The sequence below is a fragment of the Asanoa ishikariensis genome (assembly GCF_900107455.1).
Classification (GTDB): Bacteria; Actinomycetota; Actinomycetes; order Mycobacteriales; family Micromonosporaceae; genus Asanoa; species Asanoa ishikariensis.
This window is the reverse complement of sequence record NZ_FNQB01000001.1, coordinates 597,646-619,963: the sequence shown is the minus strand read 5'-3', so window position 1 is coordinate 619,963 and position 22,318 is coordinate 597,646. Positions and strand designations below refer to the sequence as shown.

The window sequence follows — 22,318 nt, the reverse complement described above, 5'->3', positions numbered from 1 at the left end:
TGTGAGTGCGGGACGGTCGTGGGCGAGCACCAAGCGGCATACGTCGGAGCGGCGATCCACCGGCATCGGTCGGCGGCCGGCCTGACCCAGCAGGAACTGGCCCGGCGGGCGGGCCTGAGCGTGCGCGCGGTGCGCGACATCGAGCAGGGCCGGATCGGGCGGCCGCGGTCGCGATCGGTTCGCGGCCTGCTCGACGCACTGGCGCTGAGCGTCCAGGAGCACGAGGCGTTGCTGTCCGTCTTGACCGCCGCCGGCGGCAGCGGCGGGCAACTGCGCATCGGCGTGCTCGGCCCGCTGGACGTCGTCGTCAACGGTTCCCCGTTGGACATCCGGTCCGAGCGGCAGCGCACGGTGGTCGCGCTCCTCGCCCTGCAGCACGGCCGGACCGTGCCCGTCGACGACTTCGTCGACGCGCTGTGGGGAGACCGGCCACCGCGGACCGCGCGCAACCTGGTCCAGCTCTACGTCGGTGAGGTGCGCGCGCTGCTCGGCCCGGCCGGCCACACCGTGCGGTTCGCCGGTCTCGGTTACGCGGCTGAGCTGAGCTTCCAGGAGGTCGACCTGGCGCGGTTCGAGGATCTCGAGACGCGTGCTCAGGCCGCCTGGACGGACGGCCACCCGGCGCAGGCGGCCGAGTTGTACGCGGACGCGCTGCGCTGCTGGCGCGGACCCGCGCTCGTCGACGCGGGTGACCGCCTGCGCCAACATCCGGCTGCCATTGCCGCCGGGCAGCGGCGGATCGCCGCCACCGTGGCCTACGCCGACGCCGCCATCGCGCTCGGCGCCGGTGAGCGGGCGATTCCCGCCCTGCGGGCGCTCTGTCGTGAAGAGCCGCTCCAGGAGGCCGTGCACGGCCGGCTGATGCTCGCGCTCGCGGCCGCCGACGAGAGGGCGGCCGCCCTGCGGGTGTTCGCGGACCTGCGCGCCGTGCTCGCGGACGAGCTTGGAGTCGAGCCGGGCGCCGCGCTCGCCGACATCCACCTGCGCATCCTGCGCGGCGCGCGGCCCGCGACCGGTGCGGCGCCGGCGGACCGGCCGGCGCGGCGCATTCCCGCCCAGCTCCCAGCCGCAACGTCGCCGTTCGTCGGTCGCACCCCGCAGTTGGCGGCGCTGGACCAGTTGCTCACCACGGACTCCGTCGCGGTGGTCGCCGGCACCGCCGGCGCGGGCAAGACCGCGCTGGCCGTCCATTGGGCGCACCTGGTCGCCGAGAAGTTCCCGGACGGCCAGCTCTACCTGAACCTCCGGGGGTACGACCCCGACACGCCACTGGACCCCGCCGACGCACTGGCGCGGCTCCTCACCGGCCTCGGCGTGCCGGGCGCGGACCTCGCCCTCACGGTCGACGAGCGGGCCGCACAGCTCCGCACGGAGCTGGCTGGCCGGCGCGTGTTGATGCTGCTCGACAACGCCGGCACGGCCGAGCAGGTCCGGCCGCTGCTGCCGGGCACCGCCGGCTGCGCCGTCGTGGTCACCAGCCGCGACGACCTGGCCGGCCTCGTCGCGACCCAGGGCGCCCGGCGGGTCGACCTCGACCTCCTGCGCGAGGACGAGTCAGTCGTCCTGCTCCGCCGGCTGCTCGGCACGCGGGCGCAGGCATCGCTCGACGCTGTCGTGGCGCTCGCCCGGCAGTGCGCCCACCTTCCGTTGGCGCTGCGGGTCGCGGCCGAGCTGGCTGCCGCGCGTAGCCAGACGCCACTCGCCGACCTCGTCGCCGAGCTGGCCGACCACCATCAGCGGCTGCGGTCCCTGGACGCCGGCGGCGATCCCCGGGCCGCCGTCGCCACGGTCTTCTCCTGGTCGATGCGAAACCTGAGCGCCGACGACGCCCGAACGTTCCGGCTGCTCGGGCTCCATCCGGGAGCGGATCTCGACCCGTACGCCGCGGCGGCGTTGGCCGACACCACGCCCCGCCAGGCGGGTCGCACGCTGGCCGCGCTCGGCCGTGCGCACCTGACCCAGGCCAACGACGCCGGCCGGCACGGCATGCACGACCTCCTCCGGGCGTACGCGATACAACTCTGCGGAGAGCGGGAACGCGCATCGGCGTACGGCCGGCTCCTCGACTTCTACCTGGCCACCGCGGCAGCGGCGATGGACGTCCTGCATCCCGCCGAGGCGCACCGGCGGCCGCGGGTGCCGGAGTCGCCGACGCCCATGCCCGACCTGTCCGCTGCCGCGTCCGCCCTGGCCTGGCTCGACGCCGAGCGACCCACCCTGGTCGCGGTGGTCGCATACGCCGCAGCGCACGGCCGGGGCAGCCACGCGATCCGTCTCGCGACCGTGCTGTTTCGCTATCTCGAGGCCAGCCACTACACGGACGCATTGATCATCTATCGCCACGCGCTGGCCGCCGCACGACTCGACGGCGACCGGGCCGCTCAGGCACATGCCCTGCACGGTCTCGGCTGCTTCCATTTCAAGTGCGGGCAGTTCGATCTGGCCGCCGACTACCTGCGTACCGCCCGGAGGCATTTCCGGCACGTCGGCGACCGCGGCGGCGAAGCGCGGGCACTGAACAACCTCGGCAGCGTCGAGCAGCGCCGTGGGCGCTACGGCCCCGCGGCCGACCTCCACCGGCGCGCGCTGAACCGCTATCTGGACGTCGGGGACCAGCTCGGTCAGGTACGGGCGTTGATCAACCTCGGCCGGGACGAGTACCAACTGGGACGCCTCGATGCCTCAGCGGGCCACGTTCAGCGGGCCCTCACGCTGTGCCGCACCATCGGCGACGCACCCGGCGACGGCGACGCGCTCGAACGGCTCGGCCGCGTCGAGCACCGGCGCGGCCACCACAGCAGGGCTGCCGAGCTCTATCTTCGGTCCCTACGCCAGTACCAACGCAACGGCGACCGCAGCGGCGAGGCGTCGGCGATGGCCAGCCTCGGAGTCGTCTACCCGGAGCTCGGACGCCACACCGAAGCGGCCGACCTGCTGCGGCAGGCGGAGACGATGTTCCGGGAGCTCGGCGACCAGAACGGCGAAGGCAATGCGCGCAACGGCCTCGGTGAGGCGGCGCGGGCGACCGGACAGCACGCCGAGGCACTCGACCACCACACCGCGGCACTCACCCTGACCACGATCAGTGGCGCCCGCGACGAGCAGGCGCGTGCGCACGCCGGCCTTGGCCACGCGCACGACGCACTTGGGTCCCCCACCGACGCTGGCCTCCACTTCGGACGGGCTGTCGCCCTCTACGCCAACCTGCGTATGCCCGAAGCCGAGACCCTGCGGGCGCACGTCGCCGAACGCCGGCGGCGCGCGACGCCGCCGCCCGGGCGATGACCCGCTCCCGAGCGGCGGCGAGATGAAGTAGGCGCCGGTGAACTGGTCGAGATAGCCGTACTCCAGCTTCCAGACGTCGTTGTCGGTGTCGTCGTACGTACACGCAGCGTTGACGATCGGGATGTTGTTGCCCCCGTCGGCGTTCTTCACCGCGAGGCACTTGTCGTTGTGCACGTTGCCGTCATTGGTGTACGTGTGCTGTGGCTTGAGCCGGTACAGGTTGGCGGTGCCCTCCCGTTCCATGACGATGAAGTCGTTGTTCGGCAATGGCTCGCTGAAGGGGGCCTGGATCATCGGAGCCGTGTTGCCGGTCGAGGCGTTCAGCACGGCCATCACCTTGGGCTTTTGCGCCTCGAGGGTGAGCAGGTTGTAGATCGGCACGGTCCTCAGCACCACCGGTGCGGCCGAGGCGGGCTGGACCAGCCCGACCACCGCCGCGGTGGTCGTCATGACGACGGCCGCGATCCAGCGCAATGCCCTGGTGCTACGCACGACGAGATCTCCCTTGATAGAAGTCCGAACGGGGTGTCGGTGCGGCACGCTACGGCGGAGCGACCTGATCGCCGCTTGATCGTGACGGCATGGTCCGGACGGACACACTGACCGGCGCCAGCACGCGCCGACCGCGGCCGGACCGGCAGCATCACCGGCGGGTTCGCACATGGTGGACGTTCGATATTCGCCGGCCGGGCTCCCGTATAGGACCAGAATCGGTCGGGGAGCGAAAACGCGGAACGGAATCGGGGAAGCGGACATGGCGCGTACGGTGGCTCAGGCGATGGTCGCGACGCTCAAGGCGTCTGGCGTCCGGCGGGTCTACGGCATTCCCGGTGACTCGCTCAACGGCTTCACCGATGCCCTGCGCCGCGATGGTGACCTGGCCTGGGAACACGTGCGTCATGAAGAGGCGGCCGCGTTCGCCGCGGCCGGTGAGGCTGGGTTGACCGGTCAGTTGGCCGTGTGCGCGGGCAGTTGCGGGCCAGGCAACCTACACCTGATCAACGGGTTGTACGACGCCAATCGCAGTGGTGTCCCTGTTCTGGCGATCGCGGCCCACATCCCGACGCCGGAGATCGGCAGTGGTTACTTCCAGGAGACCCATCCCCAGCAGTTGTTCGCGGAATGCAGCGTCTACTGCGAGCTGGCCAGCATCCCGGAGCAGATGCCACGACTGCTGGAGATGGCGATGCGGGCGGCCGTGCAGCGCCGCGGTGTCGCTGTCCTGGTCATCCCCGGCGAGATCTTCTTCGCCGACGCCGACGCCGGCCCCGGGAGGTGGCCGGCCGCCGTGCGACAGGCTGAATCCGTGATCCGGCCCGACGACGCGTCGCTGGCCGCTGCCGCGGAAGTCCTCAACCGGGCCCAGCGGGTGACCATTCTGGCCGGTGCGGGCTGCGCCGGGGCGCACGATCAGCTCGTCGACATCGCCGGCACGCTGAAGGCTCCGGTCGTGCATTCGTTGCGTGGCAAGGAGCATGTCGAGCACGACAACCCGTACGACGTCGGCATGACCGGTCTCATCGGGTTCAGCTCCGGCTATCGCGCGATGGAGCACTGCGACGCCCTGCTCATGCTCGGCACCGACTTTCCCTACCAGCCCTTCTACCCGGACGACGTGCCGGTGGTCCAAGTCGACGTGCGCGGCGAGCGCATCGGCCGCCGCGTACCCGTCCGGGTCCCGCTGGTCGGCACGGTCAAGGACACCGTCGACGCGCTGCTGCCACTGCTCAGCTCGAAGACGGACACCGCACACCTGGACCGGATGACCGCCCACTACCGCCGTGCCCGGTCCCGGCTGGACCGGCTGGCCGAGCCCGGACGCGGCGGCCGGCCGCTGCACCCCCAGCACGTCGCGGCGATGCTCGACCGGCTCGCCACGGACGACGCGGCGTTCACCGTCGACGTCGGGAGACCGAGCATCTGGGCCGCCCGATACCTGCACCTGAACGGCCGTCGCCGGCTGCTCGGCTCGTTCACCCACGGCAGCATGGCGAACGCCCTTCCGCAGGCGATCGGCGTCCAGGCCGTCGATCGCAAGCGACAGGTCATCGCGCTGTCCGGCGACGGTGGGATCGCGATGCTGCTCGGGGAGCTGCTCACGCTCCGCCAGCAACAGCTACCGGTCAAGGTCGTGGTCTTCAACAACAGCGCGCTGTCGTTCGTCGAGCTCGAGATGAAAGCCGCGGGCATCGTCACTTACGGCACCGACGTGCCCGACTCGGACTACGGGGCGATCGCAAAAGCCGCCGGGCTTTTCGGTGTACGCGTCGACAGCGCCGATCAGCTCGAAACCGCGCTGCGCGATGCCCTGGCCCACGACGGGCCGGCGGTGGTCGACGTCCGCACCGCCCGCCAGGAACTGTCGCTGCCGCCCAAACTCACCTACGGGCAGATCAAGGGCTTCACCTTGTACGCGACCCGCACGATCCTCTCGGGCAACGCCGACGAGATCGTCGAGCTGGCCCACACGAACCTGCGACAGCTCGACCTGGAGTGACGACCTCGGTCCGGGGACGTACGCCCGTGGGCTGAACCCACCCAGGCGATTGCCGCCCGTGGCCCGATGCCCGGAACCGGACCCGGCCGGCACCGTTGCCCTGTGTTGGACAGCAAGCTCGGCCACTCCCTGAACGTGCCCAATTCCGTCACGCTCGTGCGTACCGTGGCCGCCGTTGGTCTCGGCTCCGCAGCGATCACGACCGCCAGTGCCACGCTGCTGGTCGCCGCCTACCTCACCTACTGGGTCGGCGACATCCTCGACGGGCTCGCGGCGCGGCTGTTGAGGCAGGAGACCCGGGCCGGCGCCGTGTTCGACATCCTCGCCGACCGCGCCTGCACCTCCGTGTGCGCGGCCGGGTTGCTGATGCTCCGACCCGACATGGCGGTGCCGATCACCGTGTTCTTCGTCCAGTTCATGGTGGTCGACAACCTGCTGAGTCTGGCCTTCCTGCGCTGGCCGTTGCTGAGCCCCAACTACTTCGACCAGGTCAGCCCGGCCATCCATCGCTGGAACTGGTCGCCGCCCGCCAAGGCGCTCAACACGGGAGCCCTGGTCGTGCTGGTCGCGGTGAGCCCAGGGCCGCTCGCCCCGACCGTCCTGGCCCTGGCCGTGACCGTCGTCAAACTCGTGTCCCTGCTGGCTCTCCTGCGCCTGCCGGATCCGCGGCCCGCGTGATCGTCGTCTGTGGGACCGCCCTGCTGGTCGGTGTCGTCTCGGCCTTCCTTCCGGTCACCCCGGTCGAGCCCTACGTGGTGGCCGCCGTCGCCACCACGGGTGAGGCGGCCTGGATCGTGGGGACCGCCGCGGCGGTCGGGCAGACCGTCGGGAAACTGCTGATCTTCTGCACCGCTCGCGGCGCCCTGCGTTCGGCCTGGCTCCGGCGGCGCTTGACCAAGCCGACCCGAGCACCGCAGGGCGCCATCAGGCGCTGGACCGCGGCGGCGCTGGCTCGCCTCGACCAGCCGCGGCAGGCCGTGCCCATCCTTTTCGCCAGCGCCGTCACGGGGATACCGCCGTTGCTCGTCGCCAGCGTCTACGCCGCCCGCACGCCCATGAGTGCCGCCGTGTTCGGCCTCACCTGTCTCGGCGGCCGCGCGATCAGGTTCAGCGTGGTGGCGGCGGCACCGCATCTGCTGGGCTTTCTCCACTAAAGGCTGGTGACCAGACCGCCGTCGATGAGTACGTCGGTGCCGGTCACGTTGCCCGCGCTCTCCGAGGCGAGGAGCAGCACGATCTGCGCGACCTCGGCCGGCCGGGTGAACCGGCCCGTCGGGGTGCCGGCCACCGCCGCCGATTTCACCGTCGCCGGGTCGAGACCCTGCGCCTCCGCCAAGGTCTCGGCCACGCCGCCGGACCCCAGCCACAAGGCGGTCTCGACGGGTCCGGGGCTGACGGTGTTGACCCGTACCCCCGACGGTCCCAGCTCTTTCGACAGCGATTTGCAGAAGCTGCGCAATGCGGCCTTCGCGGCGCTGTAGTCGATGACCGTGGGATCTGGCAGCGCCGCGTTCACCGAGCAGACGGTGACGATGGCCGAGGGTGCGCGCCGGAGCAGGTGGGGAATCGCCGCTCGGCTGGCACGTACGGCGGAGAAGAGGTTGATCTCCATCGCCTGTTGCCAATCCGCGTCGGTGACCTCGAGGAAGCCCTTGGTGCGCGGATGCACGCCGCCGACGTTGTTGACGAGAATGTCGATGCCGCCGAAGCGGGCCACGGCTTCGTTGACGAGCGTCTGGCATCCGGCCACCGTGGTGAGGTCGTCGAGGACGACCGTCACCTCACCACGGTCGGCGAGCTCGCTCAGCTCGGGAGAGCCGTGCCGGGCGCCTGCCGCGACTCGTACACCCTCCTGGATCAGTGCCTGAGTCACCGCGAGCCCGATGCCTTTGCTGGCGCCGGTCACCACCGCGGTCCTGCCGGCCAGGCCAAGGTTCACAGCGACTGTTCCTTGAGCCAGGACAGGCAGGTGTCCGCCACCTCGCGCCAGCCGGAGTCGATGGTCAGCGAGTGCGCCCGGTCAGGGAAGGTCTTGATGTCGGTGACCGCGTCGGAGTGGCGGTACTGCTTGAGCGTCGCGCGGGTGACCGTCTCGGGGACGGTGTGGTCCTTTCCGCTGGCGATCAGCAGCAGCGGCCCGCGGGTCTGGTTGTCGGTCGCGACCTCGGCCGGGGAGTGCGGGTTGAAGTTCGCGGCGGCGGCCTCGAAGAGCGGTCGTCCCGGAGCGGGGATCGTCCACCGCTGGAAGAGCTCGTCCGACTCCTCTTCCGAGACGGCGTTCGCGAAGGCGTAGCGGAACTGCTCGGCGGTCAGGGACACCGCCCGATGGCGGTTGGCGGGGTTCTTGAACACGGGCAGCGTGGCCCGAAGCGCCGACAGGGGCAACGGGAGCACGCCCTTGATCTGTGCGGCGTCGATCGCGATGGCGGCCAGCGCACGGTCCTGGCCCAGCAGCTTCTGCGCGATCATCCCGCCGAACGAGTGTCCGATCAGGATCGGCGCCGACGGAAGCTGTTCGATGATGCCGGCGAAGTGCGTCACCACATCGTCGATGCCGTGGTCCGCGATCGCGTCGGGGTTGGCCCGCGAGGCCTCGACCGTGTCGCCGTCGCCGGGCCAGCCCGGAACGTGTGGTTCGTAGCCGGCGTCACGGAACACCTGAACCCACGGGTCCCAGGACGAAGCATGCAGCCAAAGGCCATGGATGAAGAGGACGGGCGTTGCCACGGTGGTCTCCACTCGTCGGGAGCCGGGCGCCGAGTGCGCCGCAGCGGTCCCGAGCACGGTAGGACGGCGACCGAGCCGTGGGCTTCAGTCAGGTGACTGCATGCTCAGTGCCGCGGCCAACTCATGGCGGGAGGCGACACCCAGTTTGGGGAACATGCGGTAGAGGTGAGAGCCGACCGTGCGGTGGGACAGGAACAGGCGCTGGCCGATCTCGCGGTTGGACAGGCCCTGCGCCGCGAGCTCGGCGATCTGGGTCTCCTGCGGGGACAGCAACTCGCGCGGGTTCGACCTGGGCTGCCATCCGCGTTCGCCGGTGGCCCGCAGCTCCTGGTCGGCCTGCTGCGCCCAGGTGCGCGCGCCCAGGGCATCGAAGGTGGCCCGCGCCGCCCGCAGGGGCTCACGGGACTCGACGACGCGTCGCTGCCGGCGCAGCCATGAGCCATAGGCCAGCTCGACGCGCGCCTGGTGCCACGGCAACTGGCCACTCGCGCCGTCCATGGCCGCCCGGAACAGCGGTTCGGCGGAGTCATGGTCGGCCAGCACCGCTCGGGCGTACTCCAGGGCGATGGTCGACCCGGTGGAGGTGTTCGCGATCTGTTCCACGGACGCCAACACGGACCTCGCCTCGTCATGGCGGCCGGTGCGGACCGCGGCGTCGGCCAGATAGCTGAGCGTCCACACCTGCTGCACCCGTTGAAACGCCGGATCGGTGGGTACGAACACGCGGTGCAGCTCGCCGTAGGCCTGCTCGTGCCGGTTCGCACCCAACTCGGCGATGCCACGGGCGAGCTGCACGCCGGCGAGCAGGGACGACGCGGCGTTCGGGGTCCGCAACGCCACGAGCTCGGCCTCCGAGAGCAGGTCGTGGCGGGTGTCCCAACCCCGGCCCACCGCGTCTATCAGCGCGACGGCGATCCTGGCGGTGGCCGCCCACGAGGACTGACCCGTCTCGTCCGCGAGCCGCATGGCCTCGTCGGCCGAGCTCGCGGCGTCGAAGACTCCCAGGTAGATCTCAGCCCAGGACCGGATCGCCAGGGCCTCGGCGAGCAGGCTCATGCGGCCCTGGGCGCGGAGTTCCTGGACGGGCGTCGAGAGGAAGGTGATGGCCCGGTGGAAATCGCCCGTGCAGAACGCGGCGATGCCCAGCAGCCCGGCCAGATCCGGTTGTCCGCCGGCGTCCGCGGGCCAGCGAGCGAGTTGCTCGATGACGATCGGCGCGTGCTCGGGAAACCCGGTGAGGGCATAGCTCGCCAGTAGCCGCGGGTCGTCGGCCGGCAGGGTCACCTCCCGGGCGGCCCGGATGATCTCGTGCCTGAGCAGCTCGCCGGGATCGCGCCACCACACCCTGCGGGCCGCCCCGACCAGAAGCTGCATGGCCAGGTCGACGTCGTTCGCGGTGGTGGCCTGCCGCGCCGAGTCGACCAGGTGGCGCACCTCCGCGGGCTCTCCGGTCGACCCGTCGTGGAACACGCCGTCGAGCCACGCCAGCCTGGACCGATCCCGGACTCGGAGCGTCGTCGCGTTGACCTGCGCCTTGAGCTGCTGGACGTGATTGAACCGACCCAACTGGTACGCGAGCTCCGCGGCGCTGAGCAGTCGGGCGGCTTGTGCCTGTGGCTCCGGACTCAACGCGGCCGCCCGCTCCAGCCAGGTGGCGGCGGAGGCGATCGCACCGCGGCGCTGGGCGCTACCGGCCGCCTGCTCCAACTCGGCCGCGATCTGCTCGTCCCGTCCGGACATCGAGGAGGCCCGGTGCCACACTGCCCGATCCGGGTGCCTGGCCAGTACGCGCGCGAGCGCCGCGTGCGCCTCCTGGCGTGTAGTCAGCGGTGTGGCCTGCCGAAGGGCCGAACCGACCAGCGGATGGGCGATCCGGTACTGGTCACCGACCACCGTCAGGAGCCCGTGCTCGAACGCCGGCTGGGCCATCACGCGGTCAAGCGGCGCGCCGTAGAGGATTTCCGCGGCCGCCAGCACGTCGTTGATGTCGTCGCCGTCATCCACCGCGGCAACGGTCAGCACGGCACGCACGGCCGGGCCGAGGTGCTCGGCACGCGTGGCGAAGGCCCGCTCCAGGCGGGTGGTCATGGGCAGGTCGTCGTCGAGCTCAGTCCAGGCGTACCGCCCCGACTCCAGCGCGTCGGCGAACTCGATGAGGGCGAGCGGATTGCCGCGGGCCTGCCGCAGGACCCGATCGCGCACCGTCGAAGGCAGGTGCGGCGCCCGCCCGTCCAGCAACGCCGCTGACGCGGCCTCGTCGATGCCGTCGAGGTCCGTCCACTCGATGGTGTTGGCATCGGTGAACGGCAGTGACTCGGGTCGCGCCGCGCACAGCACGATCACCCGCTCACTGGCGATGCGGCGGCAGACAAAGGCGAACGCGTCGATGGACGGCCGGTCCATCCAGTGAAGATCGTCGAGGGACAACAGGACAGGCGCCTGTCCCGACGAGTCGACCAGCAGCTCCAACGCCGCCAGGTAGGCGAAGAACGGGTTGACCTCGATCGAGTCGCTCATGGCGAAGCAGGCGAGAAGCGCCTCACGTTGCGTGGCCGGCAGCCCGTCGACGCGCGGCAACACGGGCCGGAGCGCCTGGTGCAGGCCGGCGAAGGGAAGGTGCGTCTCGGACTGACTGCCCCGCGCGTGCAGGACGGTGAACCCGAGCGCCCGCGCATGCTCGAGGACCTCCGCCTGGAGGGCGCTCTTGCCGATGCCGGGCTCCCCGAGCAGCCCGATCGCCCGGCCCCCGGAACCCACCTCGTCCAGGTGCCGCAACAGGGATCGCAGCTCGTTGTCACGCCCGACGAGCCGCCGACCGGCGGTCACGCTCACAGAGTCGAGCATCCAGTCGGAGGCCCCAACTGTCCAACGCCAAGGCCGGGTGTGAGCTATCCGTCGTCTCGGCTCCGCGGCGGCACCAGGGTTCGCAGCAGGCCGGTCGTCACGTCGTACTCGTAGCCAGAGACCTTGATTTTGCTGGAGATCTGCTGAGTATCGAGGAGCGTCTCGACGTCCTGCGGCACGGTCTTGGTCGGGTCGAAGACCGCCAGGTCGGCGAGGGCGGCGTCATCGAGGCCGCGGTCGGCGAACCACGATGGCGTCGCCGTACTCCAGGTCGAATATGAAGGCCGGATCGACTCGCGGGTCGAGACACGTGAAGATCGTCGGCATGACATCCCCTGTGGACCAGGCTCGCGCGCTGTCCTTCGACGCCGTGGCCGCGCAGTACGCCGCAGCCCGCCCGACCTATCCGCCGTCCCTCTTCGACGCGCTGGAGGAGCTCGCCGGTCGGGCCCTGGCCGGTGCCGACGTGCTGGACTGCGGAGCTGGTACGGGTATCGCGACGCGGCAGCTCCGCGAGCGCGGCGCCCGCGTGGTCGCCCTGGAGCCCGGTGCGGGCATGGCTGCCGAGCTACGCCGGTCGCAGCCTTCGGTGCCGATCGTGCGGGGCGAGGGGAACCACCTGCCGTTCGGCGCCGGCAGCTTCGACGTGATCACGTACGCCCAGGCATGGCATTGGACCGACCCTGCCCGGTCGGTCCCCGAGGCGGTTCGCGTGCTGCGCCCGGACGGCGCACTGGCGCTGTGGTGGAACCAGGCCGACACCCGGGTGGGCTGGGTCGCGGAGGAAGACCAGCGGCTGGCGCCCTTCACCCGCGGGTTCCCGACCACCGTGGCTGAGCAGTTCGCCGCGCACCGGGTCGCGACCCGCGAGCTCACCTGGTCGCGCCGGACGACCGTCGATGAGCACATCCGCAACCTGAGCACCCATTCCCACTTCGTGATCATGGATCCCGCGGAGCGGACCGAGCTCCTCGACGCGAATCGCGCAGCACTGGCCCGCCTCTTTCCGGACGGCGAGCTCGACGAGCCGTACCGCTGCGGCCTGACTGTTGTCCGGTCAATGTCGCCCCGGAGTGATCGTCACGCAGGGTAGCTTGATGGTGACGCCTGAGTCGGGTGTCGGCTCTCGCCACTCGACTCCCCTTTGTTCACGGGAGAGGCCTGCGGCATGAAATGGCACGGTCCGCTGTCAGGCCACTATCCCGCGGTGGCGACGATGGTCATCGCCGCCCTGATCCCGTACCTCGTGCTGTCGGCCGCTCTGCAACCGCTCACGGGGATCATCGGCGCCGACCTCGGCATGAGCACGTACGAGACGAACCTGGCGCAGGGCCTCGCCAACGCGGGGTACGCGCTCGGCACCGTGCTGTCCGTGCAGCTCGCCCAACACTTGCCACAACGCCGCATGCTGATCATCTACGGTGTGCTGCTCGTGGTCGGTTCCGTCCTCGCCGCAGCGGCGGTCGGGACTGTCATGTTCATCTCCGGGCACGTCCTGCAGGGCCTGTGCACGAGCCTGTTGCTGATCGCGGCCGTGCCCCCGCTGGTCACCGGCTTCCCACCGTCCAAAATCCGCTACACGGCCGTCGTGCTCAACATGGGCATCTTCGGCGCGGTCGCGCTGGGCCCGCTGATCGGCGGCATCCAGGCCGACGCCAACGGCTGGCGGCCGCTGTTCTGGGTGATCGCGGGCATCGCCATCCTGGCGCTGGTGCTGATCGTGTTGACCTACCAGGACGTGCCGGCGGCCGACCCGACCGCGACGCGCTCGCCGCTGCCCGTGGCGCTGGCGGCCACCGGCTGCATCGCCGCCTTCTTCGGCGCCACGCAGTTGCTGACCCACAGAGAGCTCAACGCCGCCGCACTGGCGCCGTTGACCGCGGGCGTACTGGTGATCTTCGTGCTCCTCGTCAACCAGTACTTCTCCAAACGACCGTTGCTGATCGTCCGGCCCCTCACGAGCACCATGCCGGTGGCCGGCATCGTGGCGGCCATGTCGGCCGCGGCGGCGTCCATCTCCGCGATCACGCTGTCGGGCCTCATCCTGGCCGAGCGCTACTCGCCGCTCAAGCTGGGTCTGCTCTACCTACCCGAGTTCGGCGGTGCGGTGATCACCACGATCCTGTTCGCCATCCTGTTCACCACCAAGGGCCTGCACTACTTTGCCCTGACGGGCCTGATCTGCCTCAGCGCCGGCATCGCGCTGATCGCCAGCACCCTCCCACCCAGCACCATCATCACGCTGGTGGGCACGGGCCTGATCGGCGTCGGCGTGGGCGCCTCGGTAGCGCCGGCGCTGTTCATCGCCGGCTTCTCGCTCCGCAACGCCGCACTGCAACGGGTGTTCGCGATCGTCGAGCTGCTGCGAGCAGTGGCCGCATTCATGATCGCGCCGATCCTGGTCTACATCGCGACGACAGTCATGAGCAACACGGAGGACGGCGTCCGCACCGCCCTGTGGATCTGCCTGGGGTTGTCTGGCGCCGGTGCGCTTACCGGCATCGCGCTCTACTGGCTGGGCCGGGTGAAGCCACCGACCCCGTCGCTGGCGAACTGGTTCGGCGGCGAGACCGCTTGGTACAGCCCGCCGCTGCTGGCCCGCTTCCGCCGCAACGCCCGCACGCCGGAACAGCCGGCCGGCCCAGCGGAATTCGAGATCTCGCAGTAGACCGCCGTCGCGCCGTGACACCGCACGATACGAGACTGCTTTTCCGTTTATCCAGGTGAGCGGCGGCGGATTCAATTTGGCAACCGGGTTAATTGCGAAACGCAATTGCGGCCGCCTCCAAGGTGGGGCGGGGCGGGTCGTGGTCGGCGGGCGCGCGGCTGGCGGTCGTGGGACGTGGTCTGGCCCACACCAACCGGCCAGCGCCCTCCGTGCGCCGCACTCGGAGCCCACGCAGCCGCCTCGACCTGCCCGGCCAACGGCACCATGGCTGCTCGAGTGTCGGCTGACCTGCCGAAGCGGGCCCGAACCCGGTAACCGGCTCCACGTTTCCCCGCAGGTCAGGTACCCTGACGACCGCGGGCTGCTAGCTCAACCGGCAGAGCAGTGGACTTTTAATCCATAGGTTCAGGGTTCGAGTCCCTGGCGGCCCACAATACGTTGTATTTGGGCTGACAACGCCGCCCAACAATCGCTATCAGCGAATCAGCGTTCCCAAAGCGGTCAGCCGATCAAGCGAGCCGGCATCTGACGAAGCGCCGGGGCCACGGTGGCGGACCGCTCCGGCGGCGCCAACCGACCACATTGCTGCCGTACGGGACTCGATCAAGATCGGGTACGCCGAGCGCGCCTTCAGCATGACGGTCGTCGGCTGCACCGCGGCGGGTGACGGTCGGCCGGCTCGTCGCCGCTCCCGCACGTGGACCGATCGGGTGCGCGCGGCTCGCATGATCGGAGCGCTCGCACGCCGTTCGTATCCGAATGGCACCAAGAACTGTCGAGTCTTGGTCAGGTGTCTGGCCGGACGCAAAGCGTAATCCTCGGCCCTACTGTGGCGTTTCTCCCTAAGGTCGCGGGGAGGTCGCCGCCGGTCTGCCCATGTCCGCAGGAGCGTCTCCGCCGTTTAGCGCAGAGGGCTTTAACCAAACATAAGGAAAATTGTCTGTTTGTGAACACCGCGCCGGTCACAGGTGCCACGATGATTGTGGCACGCTGTCGGACGGCGTGGCACCATGAACCGACGTCCATGGGCCGACGTAGATGTCATTGGATGTTCAACCGCGACGTTGACGGAGGGCATGAGTGATTCCATCGCCTGCCACCCGGATACCGACTCGCGACGGCCGTGAGGTCAGCGTCGAGATCTCCGGCGCCGAGACCGGTGTGACGGTCTTTCTCATGCACGGCACACCCGGCAGCCGACTCGGCCCCAAGCTGCGGCCCAGCTTCCTGCATCAGCTCGGTGTCCGGCTCGTGTGCTATGACCGGCCGGGTTATGGCGAATCGAGCAGGCACATCGGTCGCTTTGTCGCGGACGCTGCTCGGGATGTCGAGCGGATCGCCGACCGTCTCGGCGTCGAGCGCTTCAGTGTGGTGGGTCGCAGCGGTGGCGGCCCTCATGCGCTGGCCACTGCGGCCATTCTCGAGGATCGGGTCGACCGGGTGGCCGCGTTGGTCTGCCTGGCGCCGCACGACGCACCCGGCCTCGACTGGTTCAGCGGCATGACCGACGCCAATGTGCGTGCATACACGACCGCCGACCAGGACGAGCCCAAGCTCATTGAGAGTCTGCGGCTGCAGGCCGACCGCGCTCGCCGCAACCCGACCAGCATGTTGGACGGTCTGCGCGGTCAGATGACGGCGCCTGACAAGACGGCGGTCCAGAGCTCCGCGATGCGCGGCCTGCTGACCGACACCTATCGCGAGGCGATGCGCACCGGCCCGTACGGGTGGATCGACGATGTGCTGGCATTGCGGCGCGACTGGGGCTTCGATCCCAGGAAGATCCTGCAGCCGACCCTGCTGTGGCACGGCGAGCGGGACAACTTCTCGCCGGTCGAGCACACCCTCTGGCTGGCCGAGCAGATCGACAACGCGGAAGTCCGAATTCAACGGGACACCGCGCACTTCGGAGCGATGGAAGAGCTTCCCACCGTCCTCGGCTGGCTCGCTGGCGCGCCCGAACGGATCTTGGAACCGGCTGGTCGATACCACTCGGATCAGGTGTAGTCAATACCAGTGTCCGCAGTGGTCATTGTCGGAACAGACGGTTGACCTACCTTGGCCCGGTGTAGTCATATGAACACCTGATGTTAATTTCAGGCGCCCTCCGGTGACGTGATTGTGGGAGAGCGTGCATGAGCGAACCGCTTCCCGAGATGCCGGACGCGCCCGTGTTCTTCGTCAGTTATCGGCGACCCTACGAACCCGGCCATCCAACTGTGGCGTCTCGTCCACGCGGGCCGGAGGTCCGGCTGTTCTTCCAGGATCTGACCGAGGACGTCGGTGAGTTGATCGGCGCGCCGCTCGGCTATGACCCCGGCTACCTGGACCGCGCCGACAGCGTCGGCACCGATTGGGAGCGGCAGTTGCTAACCGCGATCGGCACGTGTCAAGTGCTGATCTGTCTGATGTCTGTCCCCTTGTTGCGGGACAGCAAGTGGTGCGCACGTGAGTGGCACGCGTTCGCACGGCGCAAGGTCTCGCCGAACTCATCGAAGGCCCGCACCGGGGAGACTGCGATCGTGCCGGTGATCTGGCATCCCTTCGATCACACCGTCAAACTTCCGCCGAAGGTGGAACGCGTCGGGCTCTTCGTGCCGGCGAACCTGCCGGATCCCGGCTACGAGACCGCATACCGCAACAACGGCCTGCTGGGTCTCATGCGGACCGGCCAGGACAAGGCCTACCGCGCCATTGTCTGGGAGCTCGCCATGCACGTGAACCGCATCCGGCAGTCCTGCGTGGTCATGCCTGACGTGCCGTCCCTCTCCGAACTGCCGACGAGCTTCGAGGAGGACGTGTGACTCCGTCTCGCCCGGACCGGTACCCGTTCTACCTCAGCTATGCCCGGTCGGCCCCGCTGGGAGCCGACGCACCGGAGGACGGCGACCACACGGTGGGCGATCTTTTCCACCGCTTGTCCAACGAGGTCCGCGACATCGTCGGGGACGATCGCTCGGCGGACGTCGGATACTTCGACGACACGAGTCGGCCGTCCGAGAACTGGAAGGCCGACGTGAGCGAGGTGCTCAGGCGCGCGGACGTCTTCGTGGCCTTGTACTCGCCGCGCTACTTCATCAGGTCCGTGCCGCTCCGGGAACGGGCCGCCTACCTGCACGAACTAAGTGGACGTGAGCAGGCTCTACGCCTGTTGCCGGTGCTCTGGGTGCCGTGGGAGGCCTGGAACCACCAGGAGGAGCATGCCGCGTCCCTGACGCTGGGCGCCGGCATCAAGGAATACAAGGCGAACGGCCTCCGGGCACTGTGTCGGCTGGCCGCCTACGAGAGCCAGTACAGCGAGGTCCTGCGCCGGTTGGCCCGCCGGATCGTGGACATCGCCGGGGCGGCCGGTCCGCGTCCGTCGACGCCGGTGGTGATCGACGATGTGGAGGTTCCGGAGTCGAGCTTCAGCGGCATGCGACTCACCGTGGTGGTGCTCGCGCCCAGCGATCCGCCGTCGCGCTGGCGCCCGTTCGGCAACCGGTTGCGACTGCCCCCTGCCGAACTGGCCGCCATTCACGGCGAGCGCCTGGGCATGGTGCCGCGCGTGGCCGACGCGCAGATCGAGTTCGGACCGCTGGCCGAGGGCGCGGTGCTCGTGCTCGTCGATCCCCGGATCGCCGAGTCTCCACAAGGGCGAACGACGCTGGACTCGGTGGCCGCGCGGCTGCCCGATTGGGCCGTGGTGGTCGTTGTGGCCGACGGCGAAGATCCACGTTATCGCAAGCGGGCCCACGAGCTCAGTCGCATTGTCAACGATAAACTGGGCGGCACCCAGCGTCAGGTGCGGCGCATTCTCGACGCTGATCAACTCGGGAAAAGAATGCCTACCGTGGTTGACGACACCCGCAAGGTATATCTGAGCACTGCTCCGGTCTTCCTGCCGAAGGGCGCCCTGCCACGGCTGCCGAGGATCGCCGATGACCATGGTCCGGCCCATGAAGAGGACATCGATGGCTGAGAACCGCGACGGCACCGTTGTCACGTTCTACTCGTACAAGGGTGGGACCGGCCGCACGATGGCCCTGGCCAACGTCGCATGGATCCTGGCGGCCAGCGGCTATCGGGTGTTGGTCGCAGACTGGGACCTGGAGTCACCCGGCCTCCACCGCTTCTTCCACCCATTCATCCGCCCAAGCGACCTGACGGGCGCGGGCGGCGTTGTCGAGATGGTCAACCAGTACGACCAGGCCACCAGGCAGGACGCGGACCGTAAGGACAATTGGCACGCCGATTTCGCGCGCGTCAGCCAGTTCGCATTCTCGCTCAACTGGAAGCACTTCCCGCGGGGCGGCAGCATCGATTTCCTGCCGGCCGGGCAGAACGATCCCGGCTACGAGCGGAGCGTCTACGAGCGCAACTGGGACGAGTTCTACGAGAACCTGGGCGGCGGCAAGCTCTTCGACGCGCTGCGCGCCGACATGAAGAAGAACTACGACTTCGCGCTCATCGACAGCCGCACCGGCGTCAGCGACGTCGCGGGCATCTGCACCAGACAGTTGCCGGACGTGCTGGTCGACTGTTTCACGTTCAGTGAGCAGGGCATCGACGGCGCGGCCCGGGTGGCCGCCGGCGTCGGCCGGAGCAACACGCGCGCGATCCGGGTGCTGCCGGTGCCGATGCGCGTCGACTCGGCGGAGAAGCTGCGGGTCGACGCCGGCCGCCTGCTCGCCCGGCAACGCTTCAGCGGCCTGCCGGCCGGAATGCCGGATCCCGGGCGAGACCGGTACTGGGCGACGGTCGAGGTTCCTTACCAGGCGTTCTACGCGTTCGAGGAGACTCTGGCGACCTTTGGCGACCAGCCGGTCGCGCCGTCGACGATGCTCGCGTCATATGTGGCCCTGACCCGGTACATCACCAACGGGGCGGTGTCCGAGTTCACTCCGATGGACGAGGGTCTGCGCACCCGTACCCTGGATCGCTTCGCCCGGCGGGTGTCTCGGCCGGAGGAGAAGGTGGTCCTTCGATACCTTCCGGTCGATCGCCTCTGGGCGGAGTGGGTGACCGAAGTCCTCCAGGCGGCCGACATCACCGTCCGCACCGTCGAGAGCGGCAGCGCCGCCGCCGACGAGATCGAGCAGGACGTCCGCCAGTTGACCCTCGTCTCTTCGGCCAACTCCGAGGCCGAGGCCGCTCGTGTCTCCAAGGAACGGCCCGACCCCCGGCCGCCTCTCGTGGTCTACATCGCCGACGTGCGACCGTTCCGCGGTCATGCCGCTGAGGACTCCGCGTTCCTGGCGAACCAGTCGGCCGAGGTGGCCATCGACCGCCTGCTCAGGCTGGTCCGGCGTCCGACGGCTGAGGTCGATCCCGACCGAATCGTTGTGCGGTTCCCGGGCAACGCGACGGGTGTCTTCAACGCGCCCATCCGCAACAAGCTGTTCACCGGTCGCGAGGCGGACATCCTCGAGCTGCGCAGCCAGCTGCAGAGCCAGGGATCGAGCGCCGTCTTGCAGGGGAACCAGTCGATCACCTTGCAGGGCATGGGCGGCATCGGTAAGACCCAGGTGGCCATGGAGTACGCCCACCGCTTCCGCAACGCGTACGACCTGGTCTGGTGGATCAACGCCGACGAGGTGGCCTTCATCGACACGCAGCTGTCCACGCTGGCCAAGCGGCTCGGGACGGTCGAGGAGGGCACGATCCCGGATCAGGCGGAGGCGCTGAAGCAGCGGCTCGAGCGCGGCGAAGTCGACCGCTGGCTGCTGGTCTTCGACAACGCGGAGGACATCGAGAGCGTCTCCCCGTACCTGCCGTCCGGGCCGGGCGGCCACGTACTCATCACCTCGCGCAACCCACTGTGGGTCGACTATCGGCAGACCATCCAGATGGACGTCTTCCAGCGCGGCGAGAGTGTGGCGCACCTTCAACAACGAGTGCCCCTGATTCGGCTCGAGCACGCCAACCGGATCGCGGAGCTGCTCGGCGACCTGCCGATCGCCGTCGCCGCGGCCGGCGCGTGGCTGGCCGAGACCGGCGCCCCGGTCGAGGACTACCTGCGCGACATCCAGGAGCGGCCGGACAGCATGCTGGCCGGTCCGGGCAACCCTTCGGTGGAGAAGACCTGGGACCTGTCGCTGTCCCGGCTCCGGGAGACGTCGGCCGGGTCGTACCGGTTGCTGCAGCTCTGCTCGTTGCTTGCCCCGGAGATCAGCCTTGAGTTGATCTACGGCGACCGGATGGCCGAGGTCCTGCGCCCCTTCGACCCGGCCGTCACCGAGACGGCATACCGATGGTCACTGGTCCACACGATCAGCCGGCTCGCCCTGCTCAAGCTCGACGTCGCCAACCGCCGAGTGCACATCCACCGGGTGCTGCAGTACGTGGTGAAGCAGCGTATGACCGAAGAAGAGATCGAGGAGACCAGGCGAGAAGTGCATGCGGTGCTGGCCGCCGCGCGGCCCCGCGACGACGTGGACAACCCGTCCACGTGGCCACGGTTCCAGATGATCTGGCCGCACATCGAGCTCGCCGAGGCGCACGAGTCGCGGGACGAGGCGGTCCGCCGGCTCTTCATCGACCGCGTGCGGTATGTCTGGATGACCGGCGGCATCAAGGCGGCGCGGGACATCGCCGAACGCAACGTCGGGCGGTGGCGTGAGCTGATGAACCATGCGGAATCCGACGAGGAGCGCGAGTCGCTTCGCCGGCAGATCCTGCACCTGCAGTTCAACCTGGGCAACATCCTCCGGGACGAGTCGGAGTTCACCGAGTCGCGCGCGCTGAACGAGAAGATCCTGGCGGAACAGACCGACTTGCTCGGCGCGAATCACCCGCACACGCTGATGACGGCCGGCAGCCTCGGCGCCGACCTGCGCGCGCTCGGCCTGTATGCGGACGCCCTCGACCGCGACAAAGTCACCTACGCCGCGTGGGCGGACGTCTTCGGGGAGGACCACCCGCGCACCCTGTCCGCGCTGAACAACCTCGCCGCGTCGTTCCGGCTCGTCGGCGACTTCCGGTCCGCACGCCGGCACGACCAGTCGGCGGTCCAGCGGATGTCCACGATGTTCGGTGAAGACCACCCGTCGACGCTGACGGCCGGCACCAATCTAGGCCGGGACCTGCGCGAGGCGGGCGACTACCACGGATCCGTCAAACTACTCGGAGATCTGTGCGAGCGCGCGCGGATCGTGCACGGGGAGCGAACTCCGCGGTACTACATCTTCCGGAGCAACCTCGCCGTCTCGATGCGCAGCGCCGGTCGGGCGGCCGAGGCAGCAGAGGTGCTCGAGGAGGCCTATGAGCAGTTGAACCATCTCCTGGGCCCGGACAACCCGGATACTCTCGCCTCCCGGCTGAGTCGCGCGGTGAACCTGCTCGCGGTCGGCGAGGTGGAGAGCGCGGGTTCCGAGTTGGACGAGATCGACCGCGCGTACGGACGGTTGGGCCTCGGCGAGCTCCACCCGCACCGCCTGGCCTGCGCCACGAACCGCGCCGCGACGGCGCGCGCCGCCCAGGATCTGGTTTCCGCCCGTGCGCTCGCGGAGAAGTCGAACGAGGGGTTCTCCCAGGTTCTCGGCGCCGACCACCCGTACGCGCTAGCGGCCAGCGTGAACGTGGCGATCATGCTCGCCGACCAGGACGACCTGGTCGGTGCACGCGCGCAGTTCGAGAAGGGCCTGAACGAGATGCAGGACCAGCTCGGCCCCGATCACCCGGACACGGTGCGGAGCGAGGGGAATGTCCTGCTCATCCGCCGCCAGATGGAGGGCAAACGACACGATGCCGAGCTGAAAGACGTGATCGTCCGTCTGAGTGGCCTGCTGGGCGAGAATCACCAGGCAGTCGATGCCCTCCGCCAATTCCGGTACCTGCACCGCACGCTTGACCCACACCCGTTCTGATCAATACAACCGCGCGTTGTCCGCATGATCGCATTTATCGGCATCCCTAGAGTTGGTTGTTCGTCGGCGATATACATGCGATCCTGTGAATGCTGGACTGTCTTCGACAGATTGCGCATGGCAGGGGGCGTGAGAGTGCCGATCGTGTCGCTGAGGCGTCGCCCCGTCTCGTTGTCGCTGCACCCGCGGCGCTCGATTTGATGCGCGTTGCTCCGGTCTACCCCGACGCTTGGCGCGCGCAGGAGGTCACGATGAATTTCGTCCACACCGACGAGACGGCCGACGGAGCCTGGGCACCAATCCCGGACGTATCCGGGCAGCCCGTCGATTTGCTGGATCTCGCCGACGACAGCGCCCTCGGCCGGGGCCTCCGACAGGTCATCAACTCGCTTGACGACCCCAATGGCGTCCTCAGCGCGTTCCAATCCTTCGCTTCGGGGCGATGAGGTC

15 protein-coding genes and 1 tRNA gene are annotated in these 22,318 nt (G+C 69.3%); 12 read left to right on the top strand and 4 right to left on the bottom strand.

The genetic code is table 11. The features are described from left to right. Window positions 1-18: 18 nt before the first annotated feature. From BLV39_RS02930 to BLV39_RS02910, 4 genes are all read left to right on the top strand, one after another. Window positions 19-3,285, top strand: coding sequence for a BTAD domain-containing putative transcriptional regulator (locus BLV39_RS02930; RefSeq protein WP_176984744.1), 3,267 nt, complete (start codon window positions 19-21; stop codon window positions 3,283-3,285). 754 nt (window positions 3,286-4,039) lie between these two features. After that, window positions 4,040-5,782 (top strand): ubiquinone-dependent pyruvate dehydrogenase, encoded by a 1,743-nt coding sequence (gene poxB, locus BLV39_RS02920; RefSeq protein ID WP_090786781.1) that lies wholly within the window; start codon window positions 4,040-4,042, stop codon window positions 5,780-5,782. Between the two features lie 66 nt (window positions 5,783-5,848). After that, window positions 5,849-6,460 (top strand): CDP-alcohol phosphatidyltransferase family protein, encoded by a 612-nt coding sequence (locus BLV39_RS02915; RefSeq protein WP_090786777.1) that lies wholly within the window; start codon window positions 5,849-5,851, stop codon window positions 6,458-6,460. After that, window positions 6,457-6,936 (top strand): hypothetical protein, encoded by a 480-nt coding sequence (locus BLV39_RS02910; protein ID WP_090786774.1) that lies wholly within the window; start codon window positions 6,457-6,459, stop codon window positions 6,934-6,936. Before BLV39_RS02915 ends, BLV39_RS02910 begins: the two co-directional genes overlap by 4 nt. Here the strand turns inward: BLV39_RS02910 and BLV39_RS02905 are convergent. From BLV39_RS02905 to BLV39_RS02890, 4 genes are all read right to left on the bottom strand, one after another. Then, complete coding sequence (locus BLV39_RS02905; protein ID WP_090786771.1) at window positions 6,933-7,721, bottom strand: SDR family NAD(P)-dependent oxidoreductase; 789 nt, start codon at window positions 7,719-7,721, stop codon at window positions 6,933-6,935. The two genes, BLV39_RS02910 and BLV39_RS02905, sit on opposite strands and share 4 nt — an antisense overlap. Beyond that, window positions 7,718-8,509 carry an alpha/beta hydrolase gene (locus BLV39_RS02900; protein ID WP_090791071.1) on the bottom strand — a complete coding sequence of 264 codons (792 nt, stop codon included), beginning with the start codon at window positions 8,507-8,509 and terminating at the stop codon, window positions 7,718-7,720. The genes BLV39_RS02905 and BLV39_RS02900 overlap by 4 nt, the downstream gene beginning before the upstream one ends. An 84-nt stretch (window positions 8,510-8,593) precedes the next feature. Beyond that, window positions 8,594-11,341: an ATP-binding protein gene (locus BLV39_RS02895; RefSeq protein WP_176984743.1), complete on the bottom strand. Its 2,748-nt coding sequence runs from the start codon at window positions 11,339-11,341 to the stop codon at window positions 8,594-8,596. Window positions 11,342-11,397: 56 nt separating this feature from the next. Next, entirely contained in the window at window positions 11,398-11,685 is a 288-nt protein-coding gene (locus BLV39_RS02890) for a hypothetical protein (RefSeq protein WP_090786767.1), read from the bottom strand. Here BLV39_RS02890 and BLV39_RS02885 point away from each other — a divergent pair. The 8 genes from BLV39_RS02885 to BLV39_RS02850 all read left to right on the top strand — a co-directional run bounded on the left by BLV39_RS02885 (window position 11,679) and on the right by BLV39_RS02850 (window position 22,314). Continuing rightward, window positions 11,679-12,446, top strand: a complete 768-nt coding sequence (locus BLV39_RS02885) for a class I SAM-dependent methyltransferase (RefSeq protein ID WP_090786764.1) — start codon at window positions 11,679-11,681, stop codon at window positions 12,444-12,446. The two genes, BLV39_RS02890 and BLV39_RS02885, sit on opposite strands and share 7 nt — an antisense overlap. Before the next feature lie 123 nt (window positions 12,447-12,569). Continuing rightward, complete coding sequence (locus BLV39_RS02880) at window positions 12,570-14,021, top strand: MFS transporter (protein ID WP_239083700.1); 1,452 nt, start codon at window positions 12,570-12,572, stop codon at window positions 14,019-14,021. Window positions 14,022-14,379: 358 nt separating this feature from the next. Beyond that, window positions 14,380-14,452, top strand: a tRNA-Lys gene (locus BLV39_RS02875). A 649-nt stretch (window positions 14,453-15,101) separates the two neighbouring features. Then, the gene (locus tag BLV39_RS02870; protein ID WP_275414265.1) at window positions 15,102-16,028 is read left to right on the top strand and encodes an alpha/beta fold hydrolase; all 927 of its coding nucleotides are present in this window, start codon (window positions 15,102-15,104) and stop codon (window positions 16,026-16,028) included. 128 nt (window positions 16,029-16,156) lie between these two features. Beyond that, window positions 16,157-16,825, top strand: a complete 669-nt coding sequence (locus tag BLV39_RS02865; RefSeq protein WP_090786760.1) for a toll/interleukin-1 receptor domain-containing protein — start codon at window positions 16,157-16,159, stop codon at window positions 16,823-16,825. A gap of 92 nt (window positions 16,826-16,917) precedes the next feature. Further along, window positions 16,918-17,982, top strand: coding sequence for a TIR domain-containing protein (locus tag BLV39_RS02860; protein WP_143049624.1), 1,065 nt, complete (start codon window positions 16,918-16,920; stop codon window positions 17,980-17,982). Beyond that, window positions 17,975-21,868, top strand: coding sequence for an FxSxx-COOH system tetratricopeptide repeat protein (fxsT, locus tag BLV39_RS02855; RefSeq protein ID WP_090786754.1), 3,894 nt, complete (start codon window positions 17,975-17,977; stop codon window positions 21,866-21,868). Before BLV39_RS02860 ends, fxsT begins: the two co-directional genes overlap by 8 nt. 251 nt (window positions 21,869-22,119) lie before the next feature. Beyond that, a complete protein-coding gene (locus BLV39_RS02850; protein ID WP_143049623.1) occupies window positions 22,120-22,314 on the top strand; it encodes a hypothetical protein in 195 nt (64 codons plus the stop codon). The last annotated feature ends 4 nt before the right edge of the window (window positions 22,315-22,318 follow it).

Excerpts from the sequence above, each read along its gene's own strand:
- poxB (WP_090786781.1), top strand. The coding sequence starts at position 4,040 with ATGGCGCGTACGGTGGCTCAGGCGATGGTCGCGACGCTCAAGGCGTCT.
- BLV39_RS02915 (WP_090786777.1), top strand. The coding sequence starts at position 5,849 with ATGCCCGGAACCGGACCCGGCCGGCACCGTTGCCCTGTGTTGGACAGC.
- BLV39_RS02885 (WP_090786764.1), top strand. The coding sequence starts at position 11,679 with ATGACATCCCCTGTGGACCAGGCTCGCGCGCTGTCCTTCGACGCCGTG.
- BLV39_RS02890 (WP_090786767.1), bottom strand. The coding sequence starts at position 11,685 with ATGTCATGCCGACGATCTTCACGTGTCTCGACCCGCGAGTCGATCCGG.
- BLV39_RS02880 (WP_239083700.1), top strand. The coding sequence starts at position 12,570 with ATGGTCATCGCCGCCCTGATCCCGTACCTCGTGCTGTCGGCCGCTCTG.
- BLV39_RS02865 (WP_090786760.1), top strand. The coding sequence starts at position 16,157 with ATGAGCGAACCGCTTCCCGAGATGCCGGACGCGCCCGTGTTCTTCGTC.
- fxsT (WP_090786754.1), top strand. The coding sequence starts at position 17,975 with ATGGCTGAGAACCGCGACGGCACCGTTGTCACGTTCTACTCGTACAAG.
- BLV39_RS02850 (WP_143049623.1), top strand. The coding sequence starts at position 22,120 with ATGAATTTCGTCCACACCGACGAGACGGCCGACGGAGCCTGGGCACCA.